Source organism: Endobacterium cereale (assembly GCF_009617585.1).
Taxonomy (GTDB): domain Bacteria; phylum Pseudomonadota; class Alphaproteobacteria; order Rhizobiales; family Rhizobiaceae; genus Neorhizobium; species Neorhizobium cereale.
In genome coordinates, this window is sequence record NZ_WIXI01000048.1 from 206,760 (window position 1) to 233,140 (window position 26,381).

General features: G+C 59.9%; 21 protein-coding genes. 17 read left to right on the top strand and 4 right to left on the bottom strand.

Translation table 11 applies throughout. The features are described from left to right. The first annotated feature begins 1 nt into the window (after nucleotide 1). From GAO09_RS21305 to GAO09_RS21325, 5 genes are all read left to right on the top strand, one after another. Nucleotides 2-880, top strand: a complete 879-nt coding sequence (locus GAO09_RS21305; protein WP_153357210.1) for an ABC transporter permease — start codon at nucleotides 2-4, stop codon at nucleotides 878-880. Beyond that, on the top strand, nucleotides 877-1,680 hold the full coding sequence (locus GAO09_RS21310) for an ABC transporter ATP-binding protein (RefSeq protein WP_324184859.1): 804 nt from the start codon (nucleotides 877-879) through the stop codon (nucleotides 1,678-1,680). The genes GAO09_RS21305 and GAO09_RS21310 overlap by 4 nt, the downstream gene beginning before the upstream one ends. Continuing rightward, nucleotides 1,677-2,585 (top strand): ABC transporter ATP-binding protein, encoded by a 909-nt coding sequence (locus GAO09_RS21315; protein WP_153357214.1) that lies wholly within the window; start codon nucleotides 1,677-1,679, stop codon nucleotides 2,583-2,585. The genes GAO09_RS21310 and GAO09_RS21315 overlap by 4 nt, the downstream gene beginning before the upstream one ends. 134 nt (nucleotides 2,586-2,719) lie before the next feature. Next, a complete protein-coding gene (locus tag GAO09_RS21320) occupies nucleotides 2,720-3,550 on the top strand; it encodes a MetQ/NlpA family ABC transporter substrate-binding protein (RefSeq protein ID WP_153357216.1) in 831 nt (276 codons plus the stop codon). A 26-nt stretch (nucleotides 3,551-3,576) separates the two neighbouring features. Then, nucleotides 3,577-4,626 carry a lipoate-protein ligase LplAB gene (locus GAO09_RS21325; protein ID WP_153357219.1) on the top strand — a complete coding sequence of 350 codons (1,050 nt, stop codon included), beginning with the start codon at nucleotides 3,577-3,579 and terminating at the stop codon, nucleotides 4,624-4,626. A 182-nt stretch (nucleotides 4,627-4,808) separates the two neighbouring features. Here GAO09_RS21325 and GAO09_RS21330 read toward each other — a convergent pair whose 3' ends face one another. From GAO09_RS21330 to tssH, 4 genes are all read right to left on the bottom strand, one after another. Continuing rightward, entirely contained in the window at nucleotides 4,809-5,465 is a 657-nt protein-coding gene (locus GAO09_RS21330; RefSeq protein WP_153357223.1) for a peroxiredoxin, read from the bottom strand. A 215-nt stretch (nucleotides 5,466-5,680) separates the two neighbouring features. Next, complete coding sequence (locus GAO09_RS21335) at nucleotides 5,681-6,274, bottom strand: hypothetical protein (protein ID WP_153357226.1); 594 nt, start codon at nucleotides 6,272-6,274, stop codon at nucleotides 5,681-5,683. A gap of 88 nt (nucleotides 6,275-6,362) precedes the next feature. Further along, nucleotides 6,363-6,839 (bottom strand): Hcp family type VI secretion system effector, encoded by a 477-nt coding sequence (locus GAO09_RS21340; RefSeq protein ID WP_112727612.1) that lies wholly within the window; start codon nucleotides 6,837-6,839, stop codon nucleotides 6,363-6,365. 39 nt (nucleotides 6,840-6,878) lie between these two features. After that, nucleotides 6,879-9,662: a type VI secretion system ATPase TssH gene (tssH, locus tag GAO09_RS21345; protein ID WP_153357241.1), complete on the bottom strand. Its 2,784-nt coding sequence runs from the start codon at nucleotides 9,660-9,662 to the stop codon at nucleotides 6,879-6,881. 233 nt (nucleotides 9,663-9,895) lie between these two features. Here tssH and tssA point away from each other — a divergent pair, with 233 nt between their 5' ends. The 12 genes from tssA (at nucleotide 9,896) to tssM (ending at nucleotide 26,380) form a co-directional block, all read left to right on the top strand. Further along, a complete protein-coding gene (tssA, locus tag GAO09_RS21350) occupies nucleotides 9,896-10,966 on the top strand; it encodes a type VI secretion system protein TssA (protein ID WP_324184860.1) in 1,071 nt (356 codons plus the stop codon). An 88-nt stretch (nucleotides 10,967-11,054) separates the two neighbouring features. Next, a complete protein-coding gene (tssB, locus tag GAO09_RS21355) occupies nucleotides 11,055-11,567 on the top strand; it encodes a type VI secretion system contractile sheath small subunit (RefSeq protein WP_112727615.1) in 513 nt (170 codons plus the stop codon). A gap of 128 nt (nucleotides 11,568-11,695) precedes the next feature. After that, nucleotides 11,696-13,177: a type VI secretion system contractile sheath large subunit gene (tssC, locus tag GAO09_RS21360; RefSeq protein ID WP_153357247.1), complete on the top strand. Its 1,482-nt coding sequence runs from the start codon at nucleotides 11,696-11,698 to the stop codon at nucleotides 13,175-13,177. A 78-nt stretch (nucleotides 13,178-13,255) separates the two neighbouring features. After that, nucleotides 13,256-14,647, top strand: coding sequence for a type VI secretion system contractile sheath large subunit (gene tssC, locus GAO09_RS21365; protein ID WP_153357579.1), 1,392 nt, complete (start codon nucleotides 13,256-13,258; stop codon nucleotides 14,645-14,647). Next, nucleotides 14,644-15,471 carry a type VI secretion system accessory protein TagJ gene (locus GAO09_RS21370; protein WP_153357250.1) on the top strand — a complete coding sequence of 276 codons (828 nt, stop codon included), beginning with the start codon at nucleotides 14,644-14,646 and terminating at the stop codon, nucleotides 15,469-15,471. Before tssC (GAO09_RS21365) ends, GAO09_RS21370 begins: the two co-directional genes overlap by 4 nt. Continuing rightward, a complete protein-coding gene (tssE, locus tag GAO09_RS21375; RefSeq protein WP_153357252.1) occupies nucleotides 15,464-15,973 on the top strand; it encodes a type VI secretion system baseplate subunit TssE in 510 nt (169 codons plus the stop codon). The genes GAO09_RS21370 and tssE overlap by 8 nt, the downstream gene beginning before the upstream one ends. After that, nucleotides 15,966-17,747 (top strand): type VI secretion system baseplate subunit TssF, encoded by a 1,782-nt coding sequence (gene tssF / locus GAO09_RS21380; protein WP_153357255.1) that lies wholly within the window; start codon nucleotides 15,966-15,968, stop codon nucleotides 17,745-17,747. The genes tssE and tssF overlap by 8 nt, the downstream gene beginning before the upstream one ends. 23 nt (nucleotides 17,748-17,770) lie before the next feature. After that, nucleotides 17,771-18,829, top strand: a complete 1,059-nt coding sequence (tssG, locus tag GAO09_RS21385; protein WP_153357256.1) for a type VI secretion system baseplate subunit TssG — start codon at nucleotides 17,771-17,773, stop codon at nucleotides 18,827-18,829. Continuing rightward, nucleotides 18,819-20,036: an FHA domain-containing protein gene (locus tag GAO09_RS21390; protein ID WP_153357259.1), complete on the top strand. Its 1,218-nt coding sequence runs from the start codon at nucleotides 18,819-18,821 to the stop codon at nucleotides 20,034-20,036. The genes tssG and GAO09_RS21390 overlap by 11 nt, the downstream gene beginning before the upstream one ends. Further along, entirely contained in the window at nucleotides 20,026-21,366 is a 1,341-nt protein-coding gene (gene tssK / locus GAO09_RS21395; RefSeq protein WP_153357261.1) for a type VI secretion system baseplate subunit TssK, read from the top strand. The genes GAO09_RS21390 and tssK overlap by 11 nt, the downstream gene beginning before the upstream one ends. Beyond that, nucleotides 21,363-22,895 (top strand): type VI secretion system protein TssL, long form, encoded by a 1,533-nt coding sequence (tssL, locus tag GAO09_RS21400; protein WP_153357264.1) that lies wholly within the window; start codon nucleotides 21,363-21,365, stop codon nucleotides 22,893-22,895. The genes tssK and tssL overlap by 4 nt, the downstream gene beginning before the upstream one ends. Then, nucleotides 22,892-26,380 (top strand): type VI secretion system membrane subunit TssM, encoded by a 3,489-nt coding sequence (gene tssM, locus GAO09_RS21405; RefSeq protein WP_153357267.1) that lies wholly within the window; start codon nucleotides 22,892-22,894, stop codon nucleotides 26,378-26,380. The genes tssL and tssM overlap by 4 nt, the downstream gene beginning before the upstream one ends. Nucleotide 26,381 lies beyond the last annotated feature (1 nt).

Below are 26,381 nucleotides of genomic sequence, written 5' to 3' on the forward strand. Positions count from 1 at the left end.
AATGAAGACTTTGCTTCGAAACCGCAAGGCGCTTGTGGGCCTGGCGATCATCGCCACCATTGCCATTCTGGCGATCGCCGCGCCGCTTTTGACCGAATACAATCCCGCCGCCCGCACCGGCCGCCCGCATCAGGCGCCGTCCATGGATCATATTCTTGGCACGACGCGCATCGGGCAGGATGTGTTTGCGCGTGTGCTTTATGGCGCGCGCACCTCGTTGATGGTGGGGTTTGGCGCAGGCCTGCTGATCACGCTGGTTGGCACCGTGCTCGGCATCGTCGCCGGTTATCGCGGCGGCAAGACCGACGAGGTGATCAGCTTTTTCACCAACATGGTGCTCGTCGTGCCGAACCTGCCGCTGCTGCTGGTGTTGGCCGCTTTTATCGGTCAGGCAAGCCCAGTCGTCATCGCACTTATCCTTGGCGCCACTTCATGGGCATGGGGCGCGCGGGTGACGCGGGCGGAAACGCTGTCGGTCAAGCAGAAGGATTTTGTCAAATCCGCCGAGATGATGGGCGAACGGCAATGGCGCATCATGGCCTTCGAGATCTTTCCGAACGTCATCTCCATCGTCGGCATCAATTTTATCGGCAGCGTGATTTTTGCGATCATCACGCAGGCGACGCTGGAGTTTCTCGGCCTTGGCGATCCGCGCGCGATCTCGTGGGGCAATATGCTGTTTGCCGCGCAGAAAGCGTCGGCGCTTTCGGTCGGTGCATGGTGGGAAATTCTCACGCCGTGTTTTGCCCTCGCCTTTCTCGGCATCGGCATGTCATTGCTGAATTTTGCCGTCGACGAAATCGCCAATCCGCGCCTGCGCACCGGCAACCGGCTCGGCCGCTGGTCACTGCTCGTGCGCAATGGGGAGGGCCGACTGTGAGTGAGCCATTGCTGTCCGTGAAAAACCTGACGATCGACTATATCGGCGACGAAACCGATTTCCGCGCCGTCGACAATGTCAGTTTTGATGTCGCACCCGGCGAAGTTTTTGGCCTCGCAGGTGAATCCGGCTGTGGCAAGAGCACGATCGCCTTTGCCATCAGCCGTCTGCATCGCCCACCGGCGCTGATCCGCACGGGTAGCGAAATACTGCTCGATGGTCGCGATGTTCTGGATCTCGACCAGAAGGAGCTGGCCGCGTTTCGCTGGCGCGAGGTCGCGATGGTGTTTCAGAGCGCCATGAACTCGCTCAATCCGGTGCTGCGTGTCGAAGCACAGTTTTACGATGTGCTGAAAACCCATCTCGGAATGACGAAGGTTCAGGCCCGTGAGCGCACAGCGGAAATGCTGCGACTGGTCGATATCAATCCCGACCGCATGCGCGATTATCCGCACCAGTTTTCCGGCGGCATGCGCCAGCGCATCGTCATCGCCATCTGTTTGGCGCTCGGACCAAAGCTGGTCGTGATGGACGAGCCGACGACGGCACTCGATGTCGTGGTGCAGCGGGAAATCCTGCAGCGCATCAACGAACTACGCCGAAAACTCGGCTTTTCCGTGCTGTTCATCACCCACGATCTCGGCCTGATGGTGCAGTTCTGCGACCGCATCGGCATCATGCTGGGCGGCAAGCTTGTCGAACAGAACACGGCGCAGGCGATCTACCGGACGCCACAGCACGACTATACCAAAAAACTCTGGGCATCCTTCCCGTCGCTGCATGGAGGTGTTTTGGCATGAGCGAGACCATTCTGGCGCTGGACGATGCCACCAAGACCTTTGGCCACGGTGCAGCCACCGTTTACGCCGCACGCAACATCTCGATCGCACTGAGAACCGGCCGGGCGCTGGCTCTGGTGGGCGAATCCGGCAGCGGCAAGACTACATGCGCGCGCCTGGCGATGCTGGAATATCTGCCCAATGCCGGCAGGGTTCTGTTCAGGGGCCAGCCGATGCAGGATGCGGCGGCAAAGGAGATTGCCGCCTATCGGCGCTCGGTGCAGATGATCTTTCAGGATCCGTTCGCCTCGCTAAATCCGGCCCAGACGATTGCCTATCACCTGAAACGGCCGCTGCAGCTGCACCGGCCCGAAATCGGCAAGGCCGAGATCGACGCGACCATTCGCGAACTGCTGCAACGGGTAAAACTCGACCCGGATCTCGTGGCTCCAAAATATCCGCACGAGCTTTCCGGTGGTCAACGCCAGCGCGTCAATATTGCGCGGGCTCTGGCAGTCAAACCTGAAGTGATCGTTGCCGACGAGCCGACCTCGATGCTCGACGTTTCGGTGCGGCTCGGTGTGCTGAACCTGTTGAACGACATGAAGCGCGAGATGAACCTTGCGATGCTGTATATCACTCACGATATCGCAACGGCGCGTTTCGTGGCCGAGGATATTGCGGTCATGTATGGCGGGCAGATCGTCGAATGGGGCGCGACGGCGGAGGTGATCGATAATCCGCAGCATCCTTATACGCGGCTGTTGCTATCCGCCGTGCCGAACCCGGACCTGCGTTTCGAAGATGGTGGCAGTGACATGCAGCCGGACCATGTGGATGCGGTGCGCAACCTTTCAGCCAGAACGGATGGCGACCTGATCGAGGTCTCGCCCCGACATTTCGCCAGATTGACGGCAAAGGCCTGAACACACCCCAACATGACAAAAGCCAAACTTGATAAATCAGGTTGACTTTTGTTCTATCTCGTAGAAAGCCACTCGCGAATGTGAGACGGGCCTTGGCAAACCCGTTTCCCGCCTTTACGGGAGCGAGAATGGCAATGGCATCAAAAATCTCTTTTCACTCAGCAAAAGCTGGCCGTTTCAGTGCATTTTTCGCGGGCCTGCTGACGACGCTCACTATAGCCGTCACTGCCCCCGCAGTCACCGCGCAGGAGACAAAACCGCTGCGCATCGCGCTTGCCACCAGCATTTCCAATCAGGCGGCAGAAATCGCGGCCGAGGAGGCAGAGGCCGAGGGGCTGAAGGTCGAGCTGATCGAGTTCAACGACTGGAACACGCCGAACCGCGCCGTGGCGGACCGCGAGGTCGATGCCAACTTGTTTCAGCACGTGCCCTATCTGCAATTCACCAATGCCAATACCGGCAATGATCTTGTTGCCATCGCGCCAGCCTTCAGTACGCCTTTCGGCCTCTATTCCAAGAAGGTGAAGACGCTCCCCGAACTGCCGGACAATGCCGAGATCGTTTTCTCCGGCGATGCCGTAAACACGGCCCGTTCGCTGCTTCTTCTGCAGCAGGCCAAGCTGATCGAGCTGAAACCCGGCGTCGGCACCAATGCGACGCTGGAAGACGTGGTGAAATGGATCAAGCCGCTAAAAATCACGCTGCTCGATGGCCCGCAGATTGCCCGTGCGCTGGATGACGTGGATGCGGCAGCGACCTATCCGACCTTTGCCAAGCTCGCCGGTCTCGATGCCTCTTCCGGGCTGATTTTCGAAAATGACCCGATCTACGCCTTCCAGTTCGTGACGCGGCCCGATATGCGTGAGGACAAAAGGCTGCGACGTTTTGTGGAGATTTATCGCAACTCGCCGGCGGTTAAGGACAAGCTGCGGTCGCTCTACGGGTCGATGGTTTCATTCCCGTAAGAAGATATTTGAACAGGAAAAACGCCATGCATGGTGAATACAAGGTCCAGGGCGGCAAGCTCGTTGTCGTCGATTTCGATACACGCGACGAACGCCTTTCCAACGTGCAGGTTTCAGGCGATTTCTTTCTGGAGCCCGCCGAAGCGCTGGCCGATATTTCCGGCGCGCTGGAAGGCCTGCCCATCACCGTCAAGGTGGAAGACATCACGCTGGCGATCCGTTCAAAGCTTCGCCCCGGTGCCGAAATGATCGGGTTCAGCCCGGAGGCGGTGGCGATTGCAGTGCGCCGTGCGCTGGGCGTCACCGGCACATGGCGAGATTATGAATGGCAGATCATCGAGGCGCCGCCGCAGCGCCCGGCCATGCATCTGGCACTGGACGAAGTGTTGGCCCGCGAAGTGGCGGCCGGCCGGCGCGGCCCCTGCCTGCGTTTCTGGGAATGGGAACGCCCGGCCATCATCATCGGCGGCTTTCAATCGCTGCGTAACGAGGTGGATCTGGAAGCGGCAAACCGGTTCGGCGTCGAGACCGTGCGGCGCGTCACCGGAGGTGGGGCGATGTTCGTCGAACCGGGCAGCGCCGTCACCTATTCACTCTATGCTCCGGCCGAACTTGTGCGCGACATGAGTTTTGCGGACTCCTACGCCTTTCTTGACGACTGGGTTTTGAAGGCGCTGAACGAACTCGGCATCGACGCCTTTTACAAGCCGCTCAATGACATTTCGAGTTCCAAGGGCAAGATTGGCGGCGCGGCGCAGAAGCGATTCTCGTCCGGCGCGGTGCTGCATCATGTCACCATGTCCTACGACATGGATGCCCAGAAGATGGTGCAGGTGCTGCGCATCGGCCGCGAAAAGCTGTCCGACAAGGGCACCACAAGCGCCGTCAAGCGCGTCGACCCGCTGCGCAGCCAGACGGGTCTGCCGCGGGAAGAGATCATTCGGCGCATGAAGGAAACGTTCGCGTCACTCAACGGCGGCACGGCCGGTAGCATCTCGCCGGAAGAATATGCGGCGGCGGAAAAGCTGGCGGCGGAAAAGTTTTCGACCGAGGAATGGCTGCGGCACGTTCCGTGAGGGTAAAACAAGAGAAAAAGTTCTCTCCACGCTACTGAGGCCGACAGATGACAAAGGCCGCAAACCTCTCCTCCGTCATCCTCGGCCTTGAGCCGAGGATCTGCTGTCGGCTGATCATCGACGTGATTAGATCCTCGGGACAAGCCCGAGGATGACGAAAACGTATGATGGAAGGTTCCTAATCAAACCGGCTGTTTAGTCTTGCGCAGATACGGCAGAACCGTATCGAACGAACCGAAACGCTGGATAGCGTCTTCGTTGGAAACCGCGGCGGTGATGATGACGTCATCGCCCTGTTTCCAGTTGGCGGGCGTCGCCACCTGATGTTTTGCGGTCAGCTGGATGCTGTCGATGGCGCGCAGGATTTCATCGAAATTGCGGCCCGTCGTCATCGGGTAGGTGAGGACCAGCTTGATCTTCTTGTCGGGGCCGATGACGAAGACCGAACGCACCGTGGCATTGTCCGCCGGTGTGCGACCTTCCGAGCTTTCGCCGACGCTGGCCGGCAGCATGTCATAGAGCTTGGCGACCTTGAGATCCTTGTCGCCGATCAGCGGATATTCGACATCATAACCGGTGGCGGTGCGGATATCGCCCTTCCACTTGGCATGGCTTTCGACCGGATCAACGGAAATGCCGATGATCTTGACGCCGCGTTTCTGGAATTCGCCTTCAAGGCCCGCCATCGTGCCGAGTTCGGTCGTGCAGACCGGCGTGAAATTTTTCGGGTGCGAAAACAGCACCGCCCAGTTGTCGCCGATCCATTCATGAAAAGAGATCGGCCCCTGGCTGGTGTCGGCCTGAAAATCCGGTGCGATATCGTTGATACGTAGGCTCATCTCGGCTCTCCTGTTTTGCAGACAAATAGATCGCAAAACCGGTTCGGAAAGGAGTTCGGGCGTTCTCAATTGCGCGATCGGTGGAAAATAAACGCGCGCCAACCGCCCTGAAATCGCGAGATATTTCTCATCATCCGCAAATGCTTCAAACGACGAAAGCGCATCTCAAAACTGAAATGCGCTCTTATCATCGCTGAGACCGAACCTGACTGCGATCAGCCTGTCGCTGCGAGCGTCGCGTCGGCGAAATGCGCCTTGAAATTGTCGAGCAGCTTGTGGCGCTCGAAATAATGCAGCAGCTCGAGTTTGTGCGTGCGCGTATTGTAATAGGCGGCCGCCATCGGGTTTTCCTCACCCTTCTGCAGGAAGGTCACCGCCGGATTGCCATGCAGCAGACGTGTCGGCGCAGGGTCTTCGCCATATTGGCGCAGGAAAGGTATGGTCACCGATCCGCTATATTTCTGCACCACGCTGCCGCTGAAGATATTCTTCTTGCCGACATAACGATTGAGAATGCCAACCTTGCCATTTGGCCGAGTTGTAATCTGCTTGCCGGGCTCCAGAAATTCCGAAAGCAATTCCCGTGCGCCGGGCATGCCCTGAATTTTCTGACCCTTGAAATAAACATCTTCGCCGATCGTCAGCGTATAGACGCGGCGAACGACTTGAAGATGGCTGGTAGTTACCACCTTGATGCCTTTGATCTTCTGGGTCGGAGAGATCATCCCGAAAACGCTCTCGTCGGAGACTTCCTCGATGATCAGATTGTAGTCCGTCAATGCTACCTTATCGATATCCGAAGTGCTCATGGGAAGTTTCCTTCAAAGCGTGAAGACCGGATCGGGGAAATGGAAGGCGTCGGCGGAAAACCGCCGACGCCAGCCGTATCGAAAAGGCTTAAGCAGCCTTGGTGGTCGCGAGATCGTAAGAAGCGATCATCGGCGACTGCGGGTTCTGCTGTTCGTCGAACGGCGTGTACTTCACTTCAAGCTTGGTGAAGTTCAGCTTGATGGTTTCGACCGGACGGTCACCGTTCGAGTCGATCGAATAGCTGGCGATCAGAGTGTTGGTCAGCAGGTATTCGATGTAGGTTTCGCCCGGGTTGCCGGTCGTGACCAGGTGGATGGTGGCGCGCTTGCCGTTACGGCCCGAGCACGCTTCCTGGAACAGCTTGGTCGACGAGGAATCGCTGACCTTGGTGAGGATGACTTCCGAAATGGTCGGCTCGGAAGCTTCGCGGTTTGCTGCCGAACCGGCAGCGGTGTTCAGGTTACGCGACACGTTCCAGTGAATGGCTTCGATGTCCATCCACTTGCGGTGCTGCTCGTGCGTTGCGTCACCCTGGATACCGTCGATCTGGAGATAAATCGGCATGCTATCACTCCTGTTTAAAGGTCTAAGGCCTAGTTGCGTCTAAGGCGTCGTTGCCTTTCGCGATCGTCCTGGGGCGCGCTTGCGTCCCCCGGCTTCTTCATCCGCCTGCCGACCCCGACCCCCGTCCGGCGCAGCGAATTCCTGTTGCGGCTTTGCGTCTTCGGCATTGATGCCAAAGTGCAGGCCGTCAAAATTGATTGTAATATGCTTGATCTTGCGTCCCTCGGTGATGACATCGAGGAAGAAGGTCGACAGCACCGGCAGAAGATCGCGAGCGATCATTACCTCGATGGCACGCGCACCCATCTCGCTGCTTTTCGCACGCGAGACCAATGCGTCCCGCGCTTCCGGCGACAGCGTCACGGCAGAACCGTAAGTGCTTGCCACACGCTGGCGGATGCGATCGATCTGGATATCGATAATGCCCGACAGCGTTTCCGCGGTGAGCGGCATGAAGGGCAGAACCGTGGTGCGGCCAACGAATGCCGGTTTGAAATGTTTCTGCAATTCCGGCAGCAGCAATTGCTCCAGCGCCTCGCCTTCCGGCATCGTGTCCGGATCTGCCGCCAGCGATGTCAAAAGTTCCGAGCCGGTATTGGCCGTCATGAAAATCGTGGTGTTCTTGAAATCGATGTCGCGGCCTTCGCCGTCGCGCAGCGTTCCCTTGTCGAACACCTGATAGAAAATTTCCTGAACGCCCGGATGCGCCTTGTCGATCTCGTCGAGCAGCAGCACGCCATAAGGCCGGCGGCGAACAGCTTCTGTCAGCACCCCGCCTTCGCCATAACCGACGTAACCGGCCGGTGAACCGAGAAGCATGGAAATCTTATGCTCCTCCTTGAACTCCGACATGTTGATCGTGGTGAGATGCTGGCTGCCGCCATAGAACATGTCGGCCAGCGTCAGCGCGGTCTCGGTCTTGCCGGTGCCGGACATGCCGACCAGCAGGAAAACCGCCGGTGGGCGACGCGGATCGTTCAAGCCAGCACGCGCGGCGCGCATGGCGGCGGCGATACGATCGATTGCGGCGTCCTGACCGAGCACACGCTCTTTCAGGCGCGCATCCAGTGTCTTCACCGTTTCGACCTGGTCGGTCAGCAGCTTGCCGACAGGAATGCCGGTCCAGCGGGCAATGATGGTGGCGACCACATCGCGATCGACCACGCGCGGAATGAGCGGCGCTTCGCCGGCAGCGGCAGCAAGGCTGCGCTCGGCAGATACCAGCGCTGCACGCGCACTTTCCGGCGTCATCGCCTGCGACGGGAACGGCGCGACATTGGCGGCGCCGTCTGTCGCAGCCTCATCTGCCAACAGCGGAGCCACGGCATTGTCTTCGGAAAACGCTTCTTCCAGGCGGTCCGCCTCGCGGGCCAGCTGCATTTCCTTGTCGTATTTTCCGGTCAACGCCTCGATTTCGCGGGCGATATCCTCGCGCTCGGCCTTGATCTCGACAAGGCGCGCGGCGGTCTCATCCGTCTGTGGCTCGGCTTCCAGCCAGGTGGCTTCCGCCTCCAGCATTTCGCTTTCGCTTTTCAGGTTTTTCAGCGCTTCCGGCACGGTCTGGCGTGCCAATGCGACAGCGGCCGCGGCCGTATCGAGAATGCTGATCGCCTTGTCCGGCAGCTGGCGTGCCGGCAGATAGCGGGCCGAAAGCTGCACTGCGGCGACGATCGCTTCATCGCGAATGCGGACCTTGTGGTGAAGCTTCAGGTTTCCGGCCACGCCACGCAGCATCCGCACGGCGGTCTTTTCATCCGGCTCGTTGACGAGAACCGTCTGGAAACGACGGGTGAGCGCCGCGTCCTTTTCGATATAACGCTTGTATTCGCTCCAGGTGGTGGCTGCGATCGTGCGCAACTCGCCACGCGCCAGCGCCGGCTTCAAAATATTGGCGGCATCACCATTGCCCGCCTGCCCGCCGGCTCCGATCAGGCCATGCGCCTCGTCGATGAAAAGGATGATCGGCTTGTCGGACGCCTTGACGGCATCAACGACACCATGAAGACGACGTTCAAACTCACCCTTTACGCCCGCACCCGCCTGCAAGAGGCTGAGATCGAGCAGCAAAAGTTTGACGTCCTTCAGACGCTCCGGCACGTTTCCGGCAACGATTTCAAGCGCAAAGGCTTCGGCGACGGCTGTCTTGCCGACGCCGGCTTCGCCAACGAGGATCGGATTGTTCTGACGACGACGCATCAGGATATCGACGACCTGGCGCAACTCGGCATCACGGCCGATGACCGGATCGATCTTGCCAGATCGGGCGTCCTCGGTCATGTCGCGGGTATAAAGACGCAGGAATTCGTTGCCCTGGGACGCAGAAGCCGGCGCATTCAACGCCGGCTCCGACTGGCCGCCCGGTTCCGTCTGTGCCTTTTCCAAGAGGCCGTCGAGCTTCGCTCGGTTCAGCGAACGCAGCGACGGCGCGATACCGCGGGCGGCGACGCGCAGCGACTGATCGGCATTCAATGCGGACAGAAGATCGGCAAGAATAACGATGGAACGGCCGGACTGCAGCGAAGCAGAAAGCCAGGCTTCACGCGCCAGCGACAGCAAATTCTGGGACAGCGCAAGTGAAGCGCCGTCTTCCCGCCTGATATCGGAGATGGATGCATCGAGTTCCGTGCGCAAAGCTTCGGATGCCACGTCAAGCTCTTCGAACACGGCGGAAAACGCCGGTTGGTCGAGCAGCGCACGCAACCAATGGGCAATATCGACGGCAGCATGCTGGTGACGCGCGGCAAGCGATGCCGCTGTCTCAAGACCGACACGCAAATTAGGCTCAAGCGTTCTGATCAGACGGTTGAGATCGATATGCGACATCAGGCAAGTCCTGTTTGCTGTTGGCCGTACGGTGCTCTTTTCGAGATGTCCGGCGACAACTAGGGCGATCAAACCACCTTGTCCAGTCGTAAAAATCCCCTATTTTTCGAAAAAGTATCTCATGTCTTCGTCATAAAATTGACACCTCTTGTATGAGGTTGACAAGACGTTATATCGCCCAACATTATAACCTTAGTTACGAAATACCTTATATAAACGGAGATAATCGTCGCGTGAATGTGCGCCAGATCGTAGATCCACTTGATGAAACGCGCCCCTGCGGAGAAAACGTCAGGGAAAGTACTTCTGCGCGTCCAATATACTATAGAATTAAAGATGCTCGCAATGCCGCGAGAGCTGCCGAGCGAGGAATAACGCCGGGTGAGAATATTGGCTTGTCACCTATCTGGCAAGACGTAAGCAACCTTGGATTGCAGATTCTTACTTCAGAGAGTAAGGATGTAGAAGTATTAGCATGGGTTGCAGAAGCCCAGGTGCGACTGCGCGGCTTCGAAGGCCTGCGCGATGTCTACCAGTCCATCGTGTCGCTTTTGGAAAACCATTTCGACGACCTGCATTCCATCGGCGACGAGGATTTCGAAGAGCGGTTCAGCCCTTTTGCAGGACTGAACGGTGTCGGTTCGGAAGGCACGATCATTCAGGCTATTCGCCTGAGTTCATTGATACCGGAGGGAAAATTCGCACAGTTTTCGCTGTGGGATTTCCAGCTTGGCCAGCGTCCGGGCGAAGACGATCGTCGCGAGGATCTGCAGCAGGCGGCGTTGGAAGCCGGTGTCGCGAATATGTCAGCGCATTTGCACGTTCTCATGGAGTGCATTTCAGCTTTTGACCGAATGGTAGAAATACTTGACGAACGCTGCGGCAGACAGGCTCCACCGAGTTCCAATACACGCAATGTGTTGCAAGAAGCTGCCTCCGCCATCCGCGTTCTGGCCGGAATAAGTGATGCTGAGCCGGTGCAAGTTGCTGAAATCGCGCCCGAATCTGCATCGTCGGATGCCGGCACCGTGGCGACGGCGGAAGAACCTGCCCGTACACGCCCTGTGACCGCTGACAGCATTCGCTCTCGCGAAGAAGCCTTCGAGCTTCTGATCGCTGTGTCGCGCTATTTCCGGCGCACCGAGCCGCATTCTCCGATTTCCATGTCGATCGAGACGCTTGTCCGGCGCGGCCGCATGGATTTTTCCGAACTTCTTGCCGAGCTTTTGCCCGAACAGCACGCGCGTCACGCGGTGCTGACGGCCGCCGGCATTCAACCCTCCACCGAAAACAGAGGGGGCTGACAAGATTTAATTGCAATCGGGCCTTGTCCGATTGGCTTCCGCAACAATCTGAATTCGTAATTTGCCGATGGCATGAAGGAGACTCTTGATGGCAAGTGTACATGAAAAGCTGGAACGGGTTCGCAAGCCCCGCGTCCACATCAAGTACGAAGTGGAAACAGAAGGCGCCATGGTGGTGAAGGAACTTCCCTTCGTCGTTGGCGTTCTCGGCGATTTTTCCGGCAACCCGACCCAGCCTCTGAAACCGTTCGGCGAACGCAAGTTCGTGCAGATCGACCGCGACAATTTCGATGACGTGATGCGCCGCATGACGCCGGGCCTGACGATTTCGGTCGATAATACGCTGCAGAACGACGGCACCCAGCTGCCGGTTTCGCTGAAATTCGAAAGCATGGATGATTTCGAGCCGGGCTCGGTGGTCAATCAGGTTCCGGCTCTGAAGGCGCTTCTCGATGCCCGCAACGAATTACGCGACCTGATGAGCAAGGCCGACCGTTCGGAAGAACTGGAACGCCTGCTCGAAGACATTCTGCAGAACAAGGCTGACCTATCCCAGCTCGTTGCCCAGCTTGGCGGCGACAAGAAGGACGCCGTCAACTGAGTGCCAGCGTGCGCGGCAACTGGCGGAACGCCGGTCGCGCATCCTGAATGCCCCGTCTGTTTGTTTTGAGTATCGCCTGCCCCGGAACAGTTTTTCCGACGCGCTGCTCATAAAGAAGGATTTGAGACATGAGCGCTGACACGCAAGTGCAAAGGAAGGAAGAGGCCGGTTTCTCCGAGGAACAGAACCTCCTTTCCCAGGTCGTCGCGGCGACCCGCCAGACCGAACCGAACCGTGCGCAGGATCTGCTTCGCACGCTGACCGACCAAGCCCTCAAGGGCACGGTCACCTATGACCGCAACCTGACGATCACGCTCAACAACGCGATCGCCGAACTCGACAAGACGATTTCCACCCAGCTTGCAGCCATCATGCAGGCACCGGAATTCGTCAAGCTCGAGGGCACCTGGCGCGGGCTGAACTATCTGGTCAAGAATTCCGAAACCAGCGTCAACCTGAAGATCCGCGTGCTGAACGCTTCCAAGCGTGACATCAGCCGTGACCTTTCCAAGGCGGTGGAATTCGACCAGTCGCGCCTGTTCAAGTCGATCTATGAAGATGAATTCGGCACGCCAGGCGGCGAACCGATGGGCGCCATCATTGGTGACTACGAGTTCGACAACTCGTTCGACGACGTGCAGACGCTGCAGGGCGTTTCGATGATTGCAGCGGCAGCCTTCGCGCCGTTCATCTCGGCCGCCAGCCCGCGCATGTTCGGCTTCGACGATTACCGCGAGCTTTCCAAGCCGCGCGATCTCGAAAAGATCTTTGAAACCGTCGAATACGCCAAGTGGCGTGGCCTCCGTGATAGCGACGATTCCCGCTTTGTCACTCTTGCCATGCCGCGCGTTCTGTCGCGCATGCCTTACGGCCCGACGACCAACCCGGTCGACGAGTTCAACTATGACGAAACCGGTGGCTCGAAGACCGGCGAACTGCCGCACGAAAATTATTGCTGGATGAACGCGGCCTATGTGATGGGCACGCGCCTGACCGACGCTTTTGCCAAGAGCGGCTGGTGCACGGCCATCCGTGGCGCGGAGAATGGCGGCAAGGTAGAAAACCTGCCGATGCATGTTTTCGCCAGCGATGACGGCGATCTGGATCTGAAATGCCCGACCGAAGTCGGCATTACCGACCGTCGCGATGCCGAACTCGGCAAGCTCGGCTTCCTGCCGCTGTGCCACTACAAGAACACCGACTATGCCGTGTTCTTCGGTGCGCAGACCACGCACAAGCCAAAACTTTACGACCGTCCGGAAGCAACGGCCAACGCCGCCGTTTCGGCACGTCTGCCCTACATGATGGCCACCTCGCGTTTCGCCCACTACCTGAAGGTCATGGGTCGCGACAAGATCGGCTCCTTCATGGAAGCGGAAGATTGCCAAAACTGGCTGAACCGCTGGATCTCCAACTACGTCAACGCAAACGACGATGCCGGCGAAGAGTCGCGTGCGAAATATCCGCTGCGCGATGCCAAGGTGACCGTGCAGGAAATTCCGGGCAAGCCGGGTTCCTATAACGCCGTTGCCTGGATGCGTCCGTGGCTGCAGATGGAAGAATTGACGACCTCGCTGCGCATGGTCGCCCGCATTCCTTCCAAGTCTTAATACCCGGCCACACGCGCGGCGAATTTCGCCGCGCGCCCTTTCCTTTTTTCATTCGATATTTCGGCAAATATTATGACCATGGGTTCCAGCACAGAATGGCGGCGCCGGGCGGACCAGTTGATCTCGTTGATAGACGAGGCGCTGAACGGCCAGGTCAACGCTATCCTGCACCACCCTGAATTTCAGGCGATGGAAGCAAGATGGCGCGGCATTGCCATGCTCGTGCGTGAATCCACACGTGGCGGCGACGTCAAAATCAAGGTTCTGAGCCTGAGCTGGAAAGAACTGGCGCGCAGCATGGAACGCGCCTCGGATTTCGACCAGAGCCACCTTTTCGAACTGATCTACAGCCGCGAATTCGGCATGCCCGGCGGCGAGCCTTATGGCCTGCTGGTCGGCGATTATCACATCTCGCCCGACGATCCGAAGGGCGGCGATGCCGTCAGCACACTCACGCAGGTGGGCATGGTCGCGGCTGCCGCATTCTGCCCGTTCGTGGCGGGCGCTTCGGCCGGTGCGCTGGGGCTTGAGGATTTTCAGGAACTGGGCCGCGTTCAGGACTTCTCATGGCTGGCAAGTGATCCGGCCCGCATTCGCTGGAACGGTCTTCGCGCCCGCGAGGATTCGCGTTTCCTCGGACTCGTCGCACCGCGTATCCTGATGCGTGCACCATTCGAACCCTTTGCCCGTCGTCGGGATGACCGTTTTCCGTTTCGCGAAGAAATCTCCGAGGATGGCAGTTCGCTGCTCTGGGGCAATGCGGCCTTTGCCTTCGCGACTGTCGTCATCCGCAATTTCATCGATTCAGGCTGGTTTGCCGATATCCGTGGCGTCACGCAGGATGCCGTGGATGGCGGCATGCTGAGCACGATGGAACTGGCGCCCTACGATTTCGGCACCGAGAGCAACGGCTTGTCCGCTCAGGCACCCGTGGAAATTCGCCTGACGACCGGCCAGGAACAGCAGTTCTGCGATCTCGGCATCGTGCCGGTCGCCACCACCTATCTTTCGGCTTCGGCCATCTTCAATTCCAACCAGTCGATGCATGCGCCACAGCATTATTCCAACGAAAATGCCCGCCAGAACGCGCGCATCGCCGCCATGCTGCAATATGTGCTCTGCGCCTCGCGTTTCTCGCATTATCTCAAGGTGATCATGCGCGACGAAATCGGCCAACTGTCCGACGCCCGCTCGATCGAGCGCAAACTGGAAGACTGGCTGACCGCCTATACGCTCGGCAATGATGATGCCGATCTGGCGCTGCGCACCCGTTTTCCGCTGCGTTCTGCTGGCATTACCGTTGCCGAGATCCCCGGCAAGCCCGGCACCTTCTCCTGTACCGTTCGTCTGCAGCCGCATTTCCAGCTCGACGACGTTTCCACCAGCTTCCACCTCATCGCCGAAACGATGACTGGCAGCCGTACCGCTTCCGCGAATGAAGGTTCGCTACCCAAAAGGATGTCCGCATGACGCTGTCCGAAAGCATCGCCCGCCTGCTCAGCGAAAACGCTCTTGATGAGGCACTCGATGCAGCCAAGGCGCACCTGAAAGCAAAACCGTCTGATCAGGAGGCCCGCAATCTCTATATCGACCTGCTGGTTCTGGCCGGCGACTATGAGCGCGCCGACAACCAGTGCGGTCTGGCCGTCACCTTCGCGCCGGATGCGACAATGGGCTTTGCGCTGCTGCGCAATGAACTGCGCGGTATGGCCGCCCGCAATGCATGGTATGAAAACGGCGCCGTGCCAGAATTTCCGCAAGGCCCAAGCGAACTCGACAAGCTGGCCGTCAAGGTCGGCATCGCCCATCGTGAAGGCAATGGCGCGGAAGCCGTCGAAGAGCTGCAGCGCCTTGAAGAGCTGCGCGGCGAACGTGCCATTCTGCTGAACGGCAAGCGTATTGACGATTTCCGCGATCTCGACGACCGCACGCCGCATGCGCTGGAAGTGATCATGACTGGCGGCGCCTATCTGTGGATCGATTTTGCCAAGATCGCGGAATTGACCGTCGAGCCGATCGCCCGGCCGCGCGATCTCGCCTTCCGCCGCGCCGAACTGTCGTTGATCGACGGCGCGGTGGCCCCGGTTCTGCTGCCGGCCATCTATCACAGCACGGGTACGGATGACCGCCTGCGGCTTGGTCGCGAAACCGAATGGGTGGAAGAGCCGACCGGCATCACCACCGGCCGCGGCCAGCGTTCGTTCCTCGCCGGTGACGATCTTGCGTCCTTCCATGATACGGAAAGCCTGGAAACGGTGACGGCTGATGCTGCCCGCGAGGTTGCGCATGGTTGACCCGCTGGAGCGCTATCGGCCGCGTGACCGCGTTCTGTCCCGGTCCATTCTGGACCGGCTGATAGACGACGCGCCCGATCGCGACTTCGATCCGCCAAAAAGCGTGACGGACCAGACCCGCGAAATGCGCGAGGCGATCCGTCGCGATCTGGAATCGCTCCTCAATACCCGCCGTTGTCCATCGGCGCCGCCTTCGGAACTCTCCGAGTTGAAGGATGCGCTGGTGAGCTATGGTGTCGATGGCATGGTGTCGGCTAATCTGGTGACGGACGAGGCAAAACTGTCTTTGGCCCGCATGATCGAGCGCCGCATTTCCATGTTCGAAACACGGCTGTCGGACGTGCGGGTGACCATCCTGAAAAGCCGGACGATGACCGAGCGGGCGTTGCGCATGCGCATCCAGGCGTCTTTCCGTCTGCATGAAGGCATGCCGCCGATCAGTTTTGAATCCACCATCGATCCGTCGACGCAGCGTTTCCTCGTGGAGGCGGCGAATGGCTGACGGTTTTCTCCATCGTTACAACGAGGAACTCGGTGCGCTGCGCAAACGTGCGGCCCGTTTTGCCGATGCCTTTCCAAAGATCGCCGGGCGCCTGCGCATGACCGGCGATGTCGCCGACGATCCGCATGTCGAGCGACTGATACAGAGCTTTGCCTTCTCCGCCGCCCGCGTGCGTCAAAAACTCGATGACGAGTTTCCGGAACTGACCGACGGCCTGCTGGAAACGCTTTACCCGCATTATCTCGCACCGCTGCCATCGATGAGCATCGTGCGCTTCAACCCGAGCGACACGCTGGCCTCTGTGCAGACCGTACCGCGTCATACGGAAATTCTGGCCGAGCCGATCGGCGGGGAATCCTGCCGTTTTCGCACCACGCAGGACGTGGAAATGGCGCCGATAGAGATCACCGGCGCAACGCTTCAGGGCCAGCCGATCAACGCGCCGCTTTCGCCCTTTAACGGTGTTGCCGGTTGCCTGCGGTTGTCACTGCGCACCCTCGATGCCAGAAAGCCGTTCGGCGAACTGGGCATTGATCGCCTGCGCCTGCACATCCCGTCCGCCTGGGGCCAGGCGGTGGCAATCTACGAACTGCTGGCCAACCACACGATCGGCATCGCGCTTGCCCGTCATGGCGACGATCGCAACCCGGTATTCCTGCCGGCGCGCAATCTGAAGTCCGTCGGGTTCGAAGAGAAGGAAGCCATGCTTCCCTACCCGGCGCCGAGCTTCATCGGTTACCGGCTGCTGACCGAATTTTTTGCCCTGCCGCAGAAATATCTCTTCCTCGATATCGAGGGACTGAGCGCGTGGAAAGATCAGGCGCTGGAGATCTTCATCTATCTCAAGGAAACCGACGCCAAGCTGGAGCGCACGGTTTCAGCCCGCGATTTCGTCTTGAATGCGACCCCGGTCGTCAACCTGTTCCGGCAGACCTGCGAGCCGATTACGGTCGATGGGACTCGTTCCGAATATCGGCTTCTGCCGGACGCACGGCGCCAGAAGACCCGCGAAATCTACTCGGTCGAACGGGTTCTTCTGACCGGCTCGCGCGGGCAGGAAGAGCATTGCCAGCCGTTTTTCGGCCGCAGCCAGCGCGCCGGCAACAGCACGGCCTATTGGCAGGCCTATCGCCGCTTCGATGAGGAAGATGGCACAAGCGACATGGACATTGCCTTTGTCGATCGCGACCGGCGTTTCTCCGGGCCGATCGATGCGGTTGCCGGTGTCGATACCTTGTGCCTCAACCGCGAATTGCCGGAACAGCTGCCCTTCGGCGGCGGCCATCCATTCCTGCAGCTGGCGTCGGGCCATGAAGCGGTGTCGGGCGTGGAAGCGCTGATGCCGCCGACGCCATCGGTACGCATGAACGATCAGGACGGCCGCAACTGGCGCCTCGTCTCGCATCTTCTGCTCAACCACCTGTCGCTGTTCGACAATGAAGGTGCGGCGCTGAAGGATGTGCTCTCGCTTTATGCCTTCCGCGACAGCCCGGAAACCAAACAGCTGGTCGATGCACTGATCAAGATTCGTGCCGAAAGTTCTACCGCGCGTCTCGGAAGCGGCGGCATGGTGCCGGGCACTGAAATTGCGCTGGAATTCGATCCGGCCGCGATCGACCGTCCGTCCGCCTACCTGTTCGGTGCCGTGCTCGACCGGTTCTTCAGCCTCTACACATCAGTCAACAGTTTCACACGACTGACCATTTCCATGAAAGGTCAGTCTAAACCGATTGCCCACTGGCCGGCCCGCGCGGCCGAACGCCCGTTGCTCTGAAAGAAAGGATTGCGTTTCACCCCATGGATCTCTCGACGCTTCGTCAACCCGATGCACCACGCGACACGCTTGTCGACCTGCTCGAACGCGACCCCGGCCGCTTCGAACCGGTGACGGCTTTCCGCGTCGCGCAGACGGCTGCCGGTACGGGTGAGGCGAGCGGAGAGCTGGAGATCGCCTCGCACATGGGTGTTTCGCCGGCACCGCTGGCTGTCAGCGGTTTTCGCCAGAAGGGTGCGCGCGCCTCGATCCGCAGCGCGCTGGCAGGACTAACCGGGCCGCTCGGCTCGATGCCGGCCAACTATAATGAACTGATCATGCGCGAGGAGCGGAACAAGTCGAAGGGGCTGGCGGCCTTTTTCGACTTGTTCAGCGCACGCATGGCAGAGCTTTTTGCCGACGCTTCCGAAAAATACCGCATCGCGCGACGCCTGCGCTGGGGCCAGCGCCGTGAGGACAACGGCTTTATCACCACGCTGTTTGCGCTGACCGGCTTCGGCACCCGCAAGCTGAAGGAAACCAGCGGCATCGACGAGGATGTCGTGCTGCGTTTTTCCGGTTTTTTCGCATCGCGCAACCGCAATCCCGCTAGCCTGCGTGCCATGCTGGGCGAGTTCAGCGGCCTGCCGGTGGAAATCGAGCTGTTCCGTCCGCGCTGGCTGACCATTCCGATGAAGGAGCGCAGCAAGATGGGCGCACCGCAGGGCGTCCAGCTTGGCGTCAATGCATCCGCCGGCAATGCCATTCACGATTTCAGCGGCGGTTTTCGCGTCATCGTCGGACCATTGGCCTATCGGGACTACCTGTCGCTGACACCCGGCGGCCGCAACATCACCGAATTGTTTGCGCTGACACGGCTTTATGTCGGCTCGGCGCTCGATTTCGATATTCAGGTCATCCTGAGGAAAGAAGACGTGCCGTTCTGTCAGCTTGGACAAGGTGACGCTGCCGGCTCCGGCGATCAGCCGCGGCTGGGCTGGAACAGCTGGGCTCGCGTCGCACCGGCCGCCAAGGACAGTGACGATGCCGTGATCGTCGAACCCCGACCGGCGTCGGTTTTAGGAGGCGAACATGCGGCTTGAACTGAAAGCGATCGCAGGTGCCAACATCCTGCCCGCCAGCCGGACAAAGTGGTTTTTTGAGCAGGGCAAGCGCACGCTGGGCCGTTCGCCGGATTGCGACTGGCAATTGCCGGAGGACCAGCGATCAATCTCGAAACTGCATTGCACGATCGAGCGCGATGCTCGCGGTTTTGTGTTGCGTGACCAGAGCGCCAATGGTTCGCGCGTCGATGGTGTGGTGGTTCATGAGGGCGAGACGGCGCGGCTTTCCGACCAGTCGCGACTGGAAGTCGGCCCCATAGCCTTTTCCGTGGTCATCACCGGTGAGGTCCACCGCGATGTTGAGGACCCGGATACGAATTACGCAATGAGCGACGAGCATCTGACGATTTCCGCAATCCTCGCCGATATCGCCCCGGGCGGCCGCACGGCGACCGGAGTTCTCGGCAACAAGATGTCCGAGGATTGGTTTGAGCCGATTGCCAAAAAGGAAGGCCCCTCGCCTTCGCGCAATGTCGATATCGGCTGGAACGGCCCGCCGGAAATCCGCTCCTCCGGCAATCTCCTGCCGGACGACTGGAACCTCGAGGCAGACAAGTCGGAACACTCCGACTACGGCAATTACCTTGAGCACAATTCGGCAACGCATGTGACCATTCCGGTCGCCAAGGCTCGGCCGGTCGAAGCTTTGCAGACCGTCAACGACAATGCACCGCAGGCAGATATCGAACCCGTCAGGGCACCGCCGCAACCCGCTGCGCCGGCTCGGAATGTCGATATTGAAGCTAAACTCAACCCGCTATTGCAACGGGTGGAAGATGCGCTCGAGGCAAGCTTTGCCGCGTTCGGTCTGGATCTTCCGGCGCCGGAAATCGAACAGGATTTCTTCAACAGCGGAAACTCGGACACGCTGGCGACCCGGATCGAGGAACTCGCGAACCGGCAGGCCAGGCTGCAGGCGGCGCTGGAAAATCTCGTGCATCACGTCGCCCAGGAAATGGAGCCGCGCATCATCGAATCCCGCATCGATGCGGCAGGATCGATGACGTCCTTCGGCTTTCTGCGCGGCCGCGACTACTGGCAGGCCTACAAAAATCAATTCGAAAAAGACGGCAGGACGCTGTCGGTTCAGGACGTTTTCCGCGACGCCATGATGCGAACGGAACACGGGAACCGCATGGCCAGCCTGCCGAGAGCAGAGAGAGAAGACCTCAACGATGAGAAATGAGAACCGGGTCGCCTGGAGCGAAGGCATGTTCCTTCGTGTCCAGCATTTCCAGCAGGCGGACCGCTGGACGGAAAGGCTGGTGCGCACGACGACGCGCGGCCTTTCCGCCTATCCGTGGGGCGTTGCCGAAATCGGCATCGATCGCAGCGCGCTGGCCATCGGCCAGTTCGCGCTCGCCAACCTGCGCGGTATCCTGCCCGACGGCACGCCATTCGAAGCGCCGCTTGATACCGACCTGCCGCCGGCTGTCGATCTCGATGAAAGCGTCAAGAACGCCATCATCTATCTGGCTCTCCCGGCCCGCCAGCCGGGCAAGCCGGATGTGGCGCTGAATGGTGGCGCACGTTTCAACAGCGTGCGCATGACGGCTTCCAATTACGAAGCGCCGGACGCCAATGTCGAAACCGATTTCATGGCGCCGATCGATGTGAGCCGGCTGAGCCTGCGTTACCTGAAGACCGGTGACGACCTTGCGGGTTACGAACTGATCGGCCTGGCTCGCGTCATCGAGGTGCGCTCCGACCGCGCCGTCATTCTCGACCCTGATTTTATCGCGCCAAGCCTCAACTGCGCCGCGGAACCAAGGCTCTCCGAGCTGATGACCGAATTGCTCGGTATCGTGCGCCACCGCGCCGAGGCGATTGCGGAGCGTATCGGCGACCCGACTATTCGTGGTACGGCCGAGGTTGGCGACTATTTTCTGTTGCAGATCCTCAATCGCGCCGACCCTATGCTGAAGCATATTTCGGCGAACGCGACGCGCATTCATCCGATCGATTTCTACGAGACCTGCATCCAGCTGGCCGGCGAACTCGCGACCTTCACCACCGAGCGCAAGCGGGCCACCGATTTTCCGCCCTATCGCCACGACGACCTGAAGGCGACCTTTGCGGCGGTCTATGAAGACCTGCGCGCCTCGCTCTCCTCGGTTCTCGAACAGGCGGCCGTTTCGATCGAGCTCGCGGAGCGTCGTCACGGCGTACGCGTCGGCACGATCAACGACCGTTCGCTGCTCAAGGATGCCGGTTTTGTTCTGGCTGTGCGCGCCGAAATGTCGGCGGAAGATGTTCGCCGCAAGCTGCCTTCGCAGATCAAGGTTGGCCCGGTCGAGCGTATTGCCGAACTCGTCAACGTCGCGCTGCCGGGCATTCCGGTACGCCCGCTGCCGGTTCTGCCGCGTCAGCTGCCTTACCGTTCCGGCACGATCTATTTCGAACTCGATACAAAAAATCCGCTCTGGAAGCAGCTTGAAACCTCGGGCGCCATCGCCTTGCATCTTGCAGGCGACTTCCCTGGTCTCGAAATGGAAATGTGGGCCCTTAGAGAATGACCAACGAACCCGCATCAAAATGGCAGAACCTGCCGACCGTCGTCGAACTGACCGAAGACGGGATAAAGAAAAAGCAATCTGCCGCTCGCATGGCGGAAATGCTGGACGACGTGCTCGACACGCCCGGCATCGACGACCTTGCACCGAAACCGCTGCCGAAAGGCGGCTGGTCAGTGGAGACGCTGGTACGCGATTTCCGCTTCGGCGGCGAGGAAGTGCCGACGCTGGTGCGCTCGGCCGCGCCGTTGCTGAACCTCGCCCATGCGCTGCGTTACACCGACGAACAGCCTGACATGGAACAACTGCGCCGTGTGGCGGTGGAAGCCGTCGGCCGTTATGAGCGCGATCTTGCCGGTTCGCGCATCAGCCCGGAACGCGCACGTGCCGCCCATTACATCATCTGCGCGACTGTCGATGACGTTGTGCTGAGCAAGCCCTGGGGCGTGCGCGCCGGCTGGGCCCGCTCCGGCCTCGTTTCCACCTTCCACATGGATGTGACGGGCGGCGACCGCGTTTTCGATCTTCTCGACCATTTTCACCAGAGCCCGGGTGCTAACAAGGACCTGCTGCTGCTGATCTATCTGTCGCTATCACTTGCCTTCGAGGGCCGCACGCGTGTGTCCGCACGCGGCAATCTCGAACTCGGCCGTATTCGCGACAGTCTCTATAAAACACTGCTTGGCCAGTATGGCGTGTTCGAACGTGAGCTTTCACCACACTGGAAGGGCGTCTCGGCAAAACACAAGCCGCTCAGAACCGCCGTGGCGCTATGGACGCTTCTTTCGCTGCTCGCGCTGGTGTTTGCCCTCGGCTATCTGTTCTTCACCTTCTCGCTGAACAACGCGTCGGACAATACCTTCCAGCAACTCGCGCAACTTTCGCCAGCTGACGCACCCAGCATTCTCATCAATCCGCCGCCGCCAGAGGCACCGCCGAAGATCATCGCGGAAATCAAGGCGCCGCCGGTCAAGCCGGAACTGGTGCCGGCGAAACCGACCAAGCTCGAAAACTTCATGCGTTTCCTGCAGCCGGAAGTCGAACAGAACCTCGTGTCGCTGCGTGAAACCGCCAAGAACCGTGTACTGGTGCGCATCAACAATGCCGGTCTCTTCGATGTCGGCAGCGCCGAGGTCAGCGACGAGTTCAACCTGCTGATCGCCCGTATCGGTGGTGCGCTGGCACAGGAAAATTTCCGCGCGGTTGTTGTCGGCTATACCGACAATGTGCCGATCAAAACCATCCAGTTCCCGTCGAACTGGCATCTGTCTCAAGCGCGTGCAAAATCCGTGGCCGACATTCTGGCCGCCTTTACCGGACCCGGCGCCATCATTGCCGAAGGCCGCGGCGAAGCGGATCCGATCGCCAGCAATTCCACGCCGGAAGGCCGTGAAAAGAACCGTCGCACGGAAATTCTTGTTCTGGCCGATCCCGAGGAAGAGTTGACCGGCGCGGGCGCCACCTCGCCGCCTCTTGAAGTTGATATTCGAAATATGCCGGTCAACCCGGCAGCAGGGGGCCTTTCGCCATGAACCCGATCGGCATGTTTTACACGCTCCGCTCCTATGTCGAGGCCTATGCGGGCCTTGTCGGGCGGAGGTTCATCTCGGTCATCTGGGTGGCGGCGATCTGCATCGTCATCTGGTTCTATGGCTATCTGGCGGCCTATGGCGACTTCAAGCCGCTGGCGAGCCCCACCAACCGCATCATCCTGATCGGCGCCATCATCGCCGCATGGCTTGCCTATCTGGTCTATTCGGTCATTCGTGACCGCCGTCGCGACAAGCAGCTTGTCGAAGGCATCGAGCGCGATGCGGAATCGGAAGCCGCTGCCAGCCAGCAGGCTGAAGTTAACGACATCCACAACCGCCTGAAGGAAGCGCTGCAGCTTCTTCGCCGCGTCAGCAAGAAGCGGTTCGGTTATATCTACGAACTTCCCTGGTACGTCATCTTCGGCGCCCCCGGCTCCGGCAAGACGACGGCGCTGACCAATTCCGGCCTGAAATTCCCGCTTGGTGATGCGCTGGGCAGCAATTCCGTGCAGGGCATCGGCGGCACGCGTAACTGTAACTGGTGGTTCACCGACGAAGCGATTCTCATTGATACCGCTGGCCGATATACTACGCAGGACGATCTGAACGGATCAGCCAAGGCAGGCTGGGAAGGCTTTTTGGGCCTGCTGCGAAAGTACCGTCGCTCGCAGCCGATCAATGGTGCACTGGTCACGCTTTCCATCGGCGACCTCCTGACCCGCGACCCGGAAGCACAGCGCGAGGAAATCCGCGTTATCCGCCAGCGTCTGTCGGAACTGGACGAGAAGCTGCAGGCACGCGTGCCGGTCTATCTGGTGCTGACCAAGGCGGACCTCCTGACCGGTTTCGTCGAATTTTTCGACGGCTTCAACAAGTCGGACCGCGAACAGGTCTGGGGCACGACATTCGGCCTCGACGAGAGCTACAAGACGATCGACCTTCCTGATCGTTTCACCGAAGAATTCACGCTTCTGCAGGAACGTGTCGGCTCGATGCTGATCGAGCGCCTGCAGCAGGAACCGAATCCAGAACTGCGTGGCCGCATCTTCCGTTTCCCGGCGGAACTGGCGGCGCTGAAGGAACGCCTGCACGATGTGATGAGCGAGCTGTGCACCGGCTCGAAGCTGGTGGAGCCGCCGCTGTTGCGCGGCATCTATTTCGCATCCGGCACGCAGGTGAACGAAACGGCGGTTTCGACCTCCGGCCGTGCGCGCCGCAGTTATTTCCTCTCGCGCCTGTTCAAGGATGTCATCTTCGACGAGGCGTCTCTTGTCTCCCGCGACCGACGCCTGTCTGGCCGTCAGCTGCTGTTCCGCCGTGCGTCCTATGCCGTCGCTGTGCTGGTGCTCGCAGTGGTCCTGACCAGCTGGACAGCGACATATTTCCAGAACAAGGCCGCGCTTGCCGCCGCCGAAGACCATATCGATGCCTATGAGAAACTCGCGCAGGGCATCAATGTGCGTGATGTTGCCGATGCGGATTTCCTGCGCATCATGCCGGCGCTGGACAATCTGGCCGCGGTCACCGGCGATTTTTCCAAGGATCGTGTCTGGCCTGTCAGTTTTGGTCTCGATCAGGAAGACAAGGTGGCCGGCCGTCATCGCGATGCCTATCAGCGCGCGCTGAATGCGCTGCTTCTGCCACGTGTTCTCGTGCAGTTGCAGAAGGACATGGCCGGCACTGGCGATGTGGCGAAAACCTTCAACGCCCTCAAGCTCTACGGCATGCTGGGCGGCCTTGGACAGATGGACCGGGAATTCGTTGAGCTTGAAACGCAGGACATGTTCAACGCGCTTTATCCGGGCGATGGTCGTGCCAATGCCCGCAGATCGCTGAATGCCCACGCGGCGGCCATGGCACGCGGCACTCTGCCGCCAATCGCTCTGGATCCCTATCTGATCGCCAAGGCGCGTGAAACCATCCGCAGCCAGAGCCTTGCCAACCGCGCCTACGATATCCTCAACGATTATCGCGCGTCACGCGCGCTGCCGGCCTGGAACCCGGGAACGTCACTCGGTCCGGTCGGTGAACAGGCTTTCGAGCGTAGTTCCGGCGCGCCGCTTCGTGAAGGCATTCCCGGCCTGTTTTCCAGCAATGGTTATCGCAGCGTCGTCCTGCCGAAAGTGTCGGATGCCGCCCGCACCGCCATCGAGGAGACCTGGGTCCGCAACGAGGAAAACCCGGCGGGCAGCACGATCGAGGCCATCACCCAGTCGACGATGCAGCTCTATTTCGACAATTTCGAAAAGCGCTGGTCCACCATTCTGACCGATATGCGGGTGAAACCCTCGCAGACAATCAACGATGCCGCCGAGACGACCAAGACGCTGGCCACAAAGCCTGTCAGCCCGGTCGAAATGCTAGCACGGTCGATCGCGGAAAATACGGATCTGCGCAATGCCGGTACCGAGATCGCCTCGGCTGCCACAAGCAGCGCCGTTTCATCTACCGCACTGGCGGGTGTCACGAATGCGCCGGATCCTTATGCCGGCCTTCGCGAAGCCTTGGCCGAACCGACAGATGGTGCTGCCGCCGCGATCCCCGGCCAACCCGCCGATGGCCCGAAATCGCAGATCGGCCAGCTTCAGCCCGCGCTGCAGAAGGTTGCGGATCAGCTCTTCCGCGCCACCACGTCCTCAGCTGAAGTCGCCAAGGTCTTCGATGTCGACAGCCAACTGACCGATGCCAACCAGGACCTGTTGCAGCAGGCCCGCCGCCTGCCCAATCCGGTGGATGCCTGGATGGCCGGCGTCGCCGCCGATGTCGGTTCACTTGCGGTGAAATCCGCACGCGCCCGCATCAATGATGCCTGGGCGGCGGAAGGTGCCAGCTATTGCTCGAACGTGATCACCGGCCGTTACCCGTTCGAGCGGGAATCGCCGCGCGATGTGGCAATGACGGATTTCGTGCGCCTGTTTGGTCCGAAAGGTCTGTTCAAGAGCTTCTTCGACACGCGCCTTTCCGCCTTTGTCGACACCAGTTCGTCGCCATGGGGCTGGAAGGGCACGTTTGGCGCGGCCAGCATTCCGAGCGAGGCGATCGCCCAGTTCGAAAACGCTGACAAGATCCACCGCGCCTTTTTCCCCGCTGGCAGCGAAGGCCCGTCGATCGCCATCAACGTGAAGCCGGTCTCGCTGTCGGACAATGCCAATGCCGTGATGCTGGAAATCGAGGCGGAACGTCTCGTCTATTTCCACGGCCCGGTGCAGGCAAAGTCGATAGCATGGCCCTCGACGGACGCCAGCAATCTGTCACGCATTGCCTTCCAGCCCGGCGGCTGGCAGCAGGCGATCACCGAGAATGGCGACTGGTCGCCGTTCCGTCTGTTTGACAGCGCGAACGTTACCTCCGAAGGTGACGACCTGTTCCGCGCCCGCTTCACGCAGGCAGGAAAAACCGCCGAGTTCGAAGTGCAGTTCGGCTCCGTGCTCAACCCGTTCCGGCTGGAAGCGCTTAACGCGTTTTCCTGCCCGACACAGTTCTGAG

Excerpts from the sequence above, each read along its gene's own strand:
- GAO09_RS21305 (WP_153357210.1), top strand. The coding sequence starts at position 2 with ATGAAGACTTTGCTTCGAAACCGCAAGGCGCTTGTGGGCCTGGCGATC.
- GAO09_RS21315 (WP_153357214.1), top strand. The coding sequence starts at position 1,677 with ATGAGCGAGACCATTCTGGCGCTGGACGATGCCACCAAGACCTTTGGC.
- GAO09_RS21320 (WP_153357216.1), top strand. The coding sequence starts at position 2,720 with ATGGCATCAAAAATCTCTTTTCACTCAGCAAAAGCTGGCCGTTTCAGT.
- GAO09_RS21325 (WP_153357219.1), top strand. The coding sequence starts at position 3,577 with ATGCATGGTGAATACAAGGTCCAGGGCGGCAAGCTCGTTGTCGTCGAT.
- GAO09_RS21330 (WP_153357223.1), bottom strand. The coding sequence starts at position 5,465 with ATGAGCCTACGTATCAACGATATCGCACCGGATTTTCAGGCCGACACC.
- GAO09_RS21335 (WP_153357226.1), bottom strand. The coding sequence starts at position 6,274 with ATGAGCACTTCGGATATCGATAAGGTAGCATTGACGGACTACAATCTG.
- GAO09_RS21340 (WP_112727612.1), bottom strand. The coding sequence starts at position 6,839 with ATGCCGATTTATCTCCAGATCGACGGTATCCAGGGTGACGCAACGCAC.
- tssH (WP_153357241.1), bottom strand. The coding sequence starts at position 9,662 with ATGTCGCATATCGATCTCAACCGTCTGATCAGAACGCTTGAGCCTAAT.
- tssB (WP_112727615.1), top strand. The coding sequence starts at position 11,055 with ATGGCAAGTGTACATGAAAAGCTGGAACGGGTTCGCAAGCCCCGCGTC.
- tssC (WP_153357247.1), top strand. The coding sequence starts at position 11,696 with ATGAGCGCTGACACGCAAGTGCAAAGGAAGGAAGAGGCCGGTTTCTCC.
- tssC (WP_153357579.1), top strand. The coding sequence starts at position 13,256 with ATGGGTTCCAGCACAGAATGGCGGCGCCGGGCGGACCAGTTGATCTCG.
- GAO09_RS21370 (WP_153357250.1), top strand. The coding sequence starts at position 14,644 with ATGACGCTGTCCGAAAGCATCGCCCGCCTGCTCAGCGAAAACGCTCTT.
- tssE (WP_153357252.1), top strand. The coding sequence starts at position 15,464 with ATGGTTGACCCGCTGGAGCGCTATCGGCCGCGTGACCGCGTTCTGTCC.
- tssF (WP_153357255.1), top strand. The coding sequence starts at position 15,966 with ATGGCTGACGGTTTTCTCCATCGTTACAACGAGGAACTCGGTGCGCTG.
- tssG (WP_153357256.1), top strand. The coding sequence starts at position 17,771 with ATGGATCTCTCGACGCTTCGTCAACCCGATGCACCACGCGACACGCTT.
- GAO09_RS21390 (WP_153357259.1), top strand. The coding sequence starts at position 18,819 with ATGCGGCTTGAACTGAAAGCGATCGCAGGTGCCAACATCCTGCCCGCC.
- tssK (WP_153357261.1), top strand. The coding sequence starts at position 20,026 with ATGAGAAATGAGAACCGGGTCGCCTGGAGCGAAGGCATGTTCCTTCGT.
- tssL (WP_153357264.1), top strand. The coding sequence starts at position 21,363 with ATGACCAACGAACCCGCATCAAAATGGCAGAACCTGCCGACCGTCGTC.
- tssM (WP_153357267.1), top strand. The coding sequence starts at position 22,892 with ATGAACCCGATCGGCATGTTTTACACGCTCCGCTCCTATGTCGAGGCC.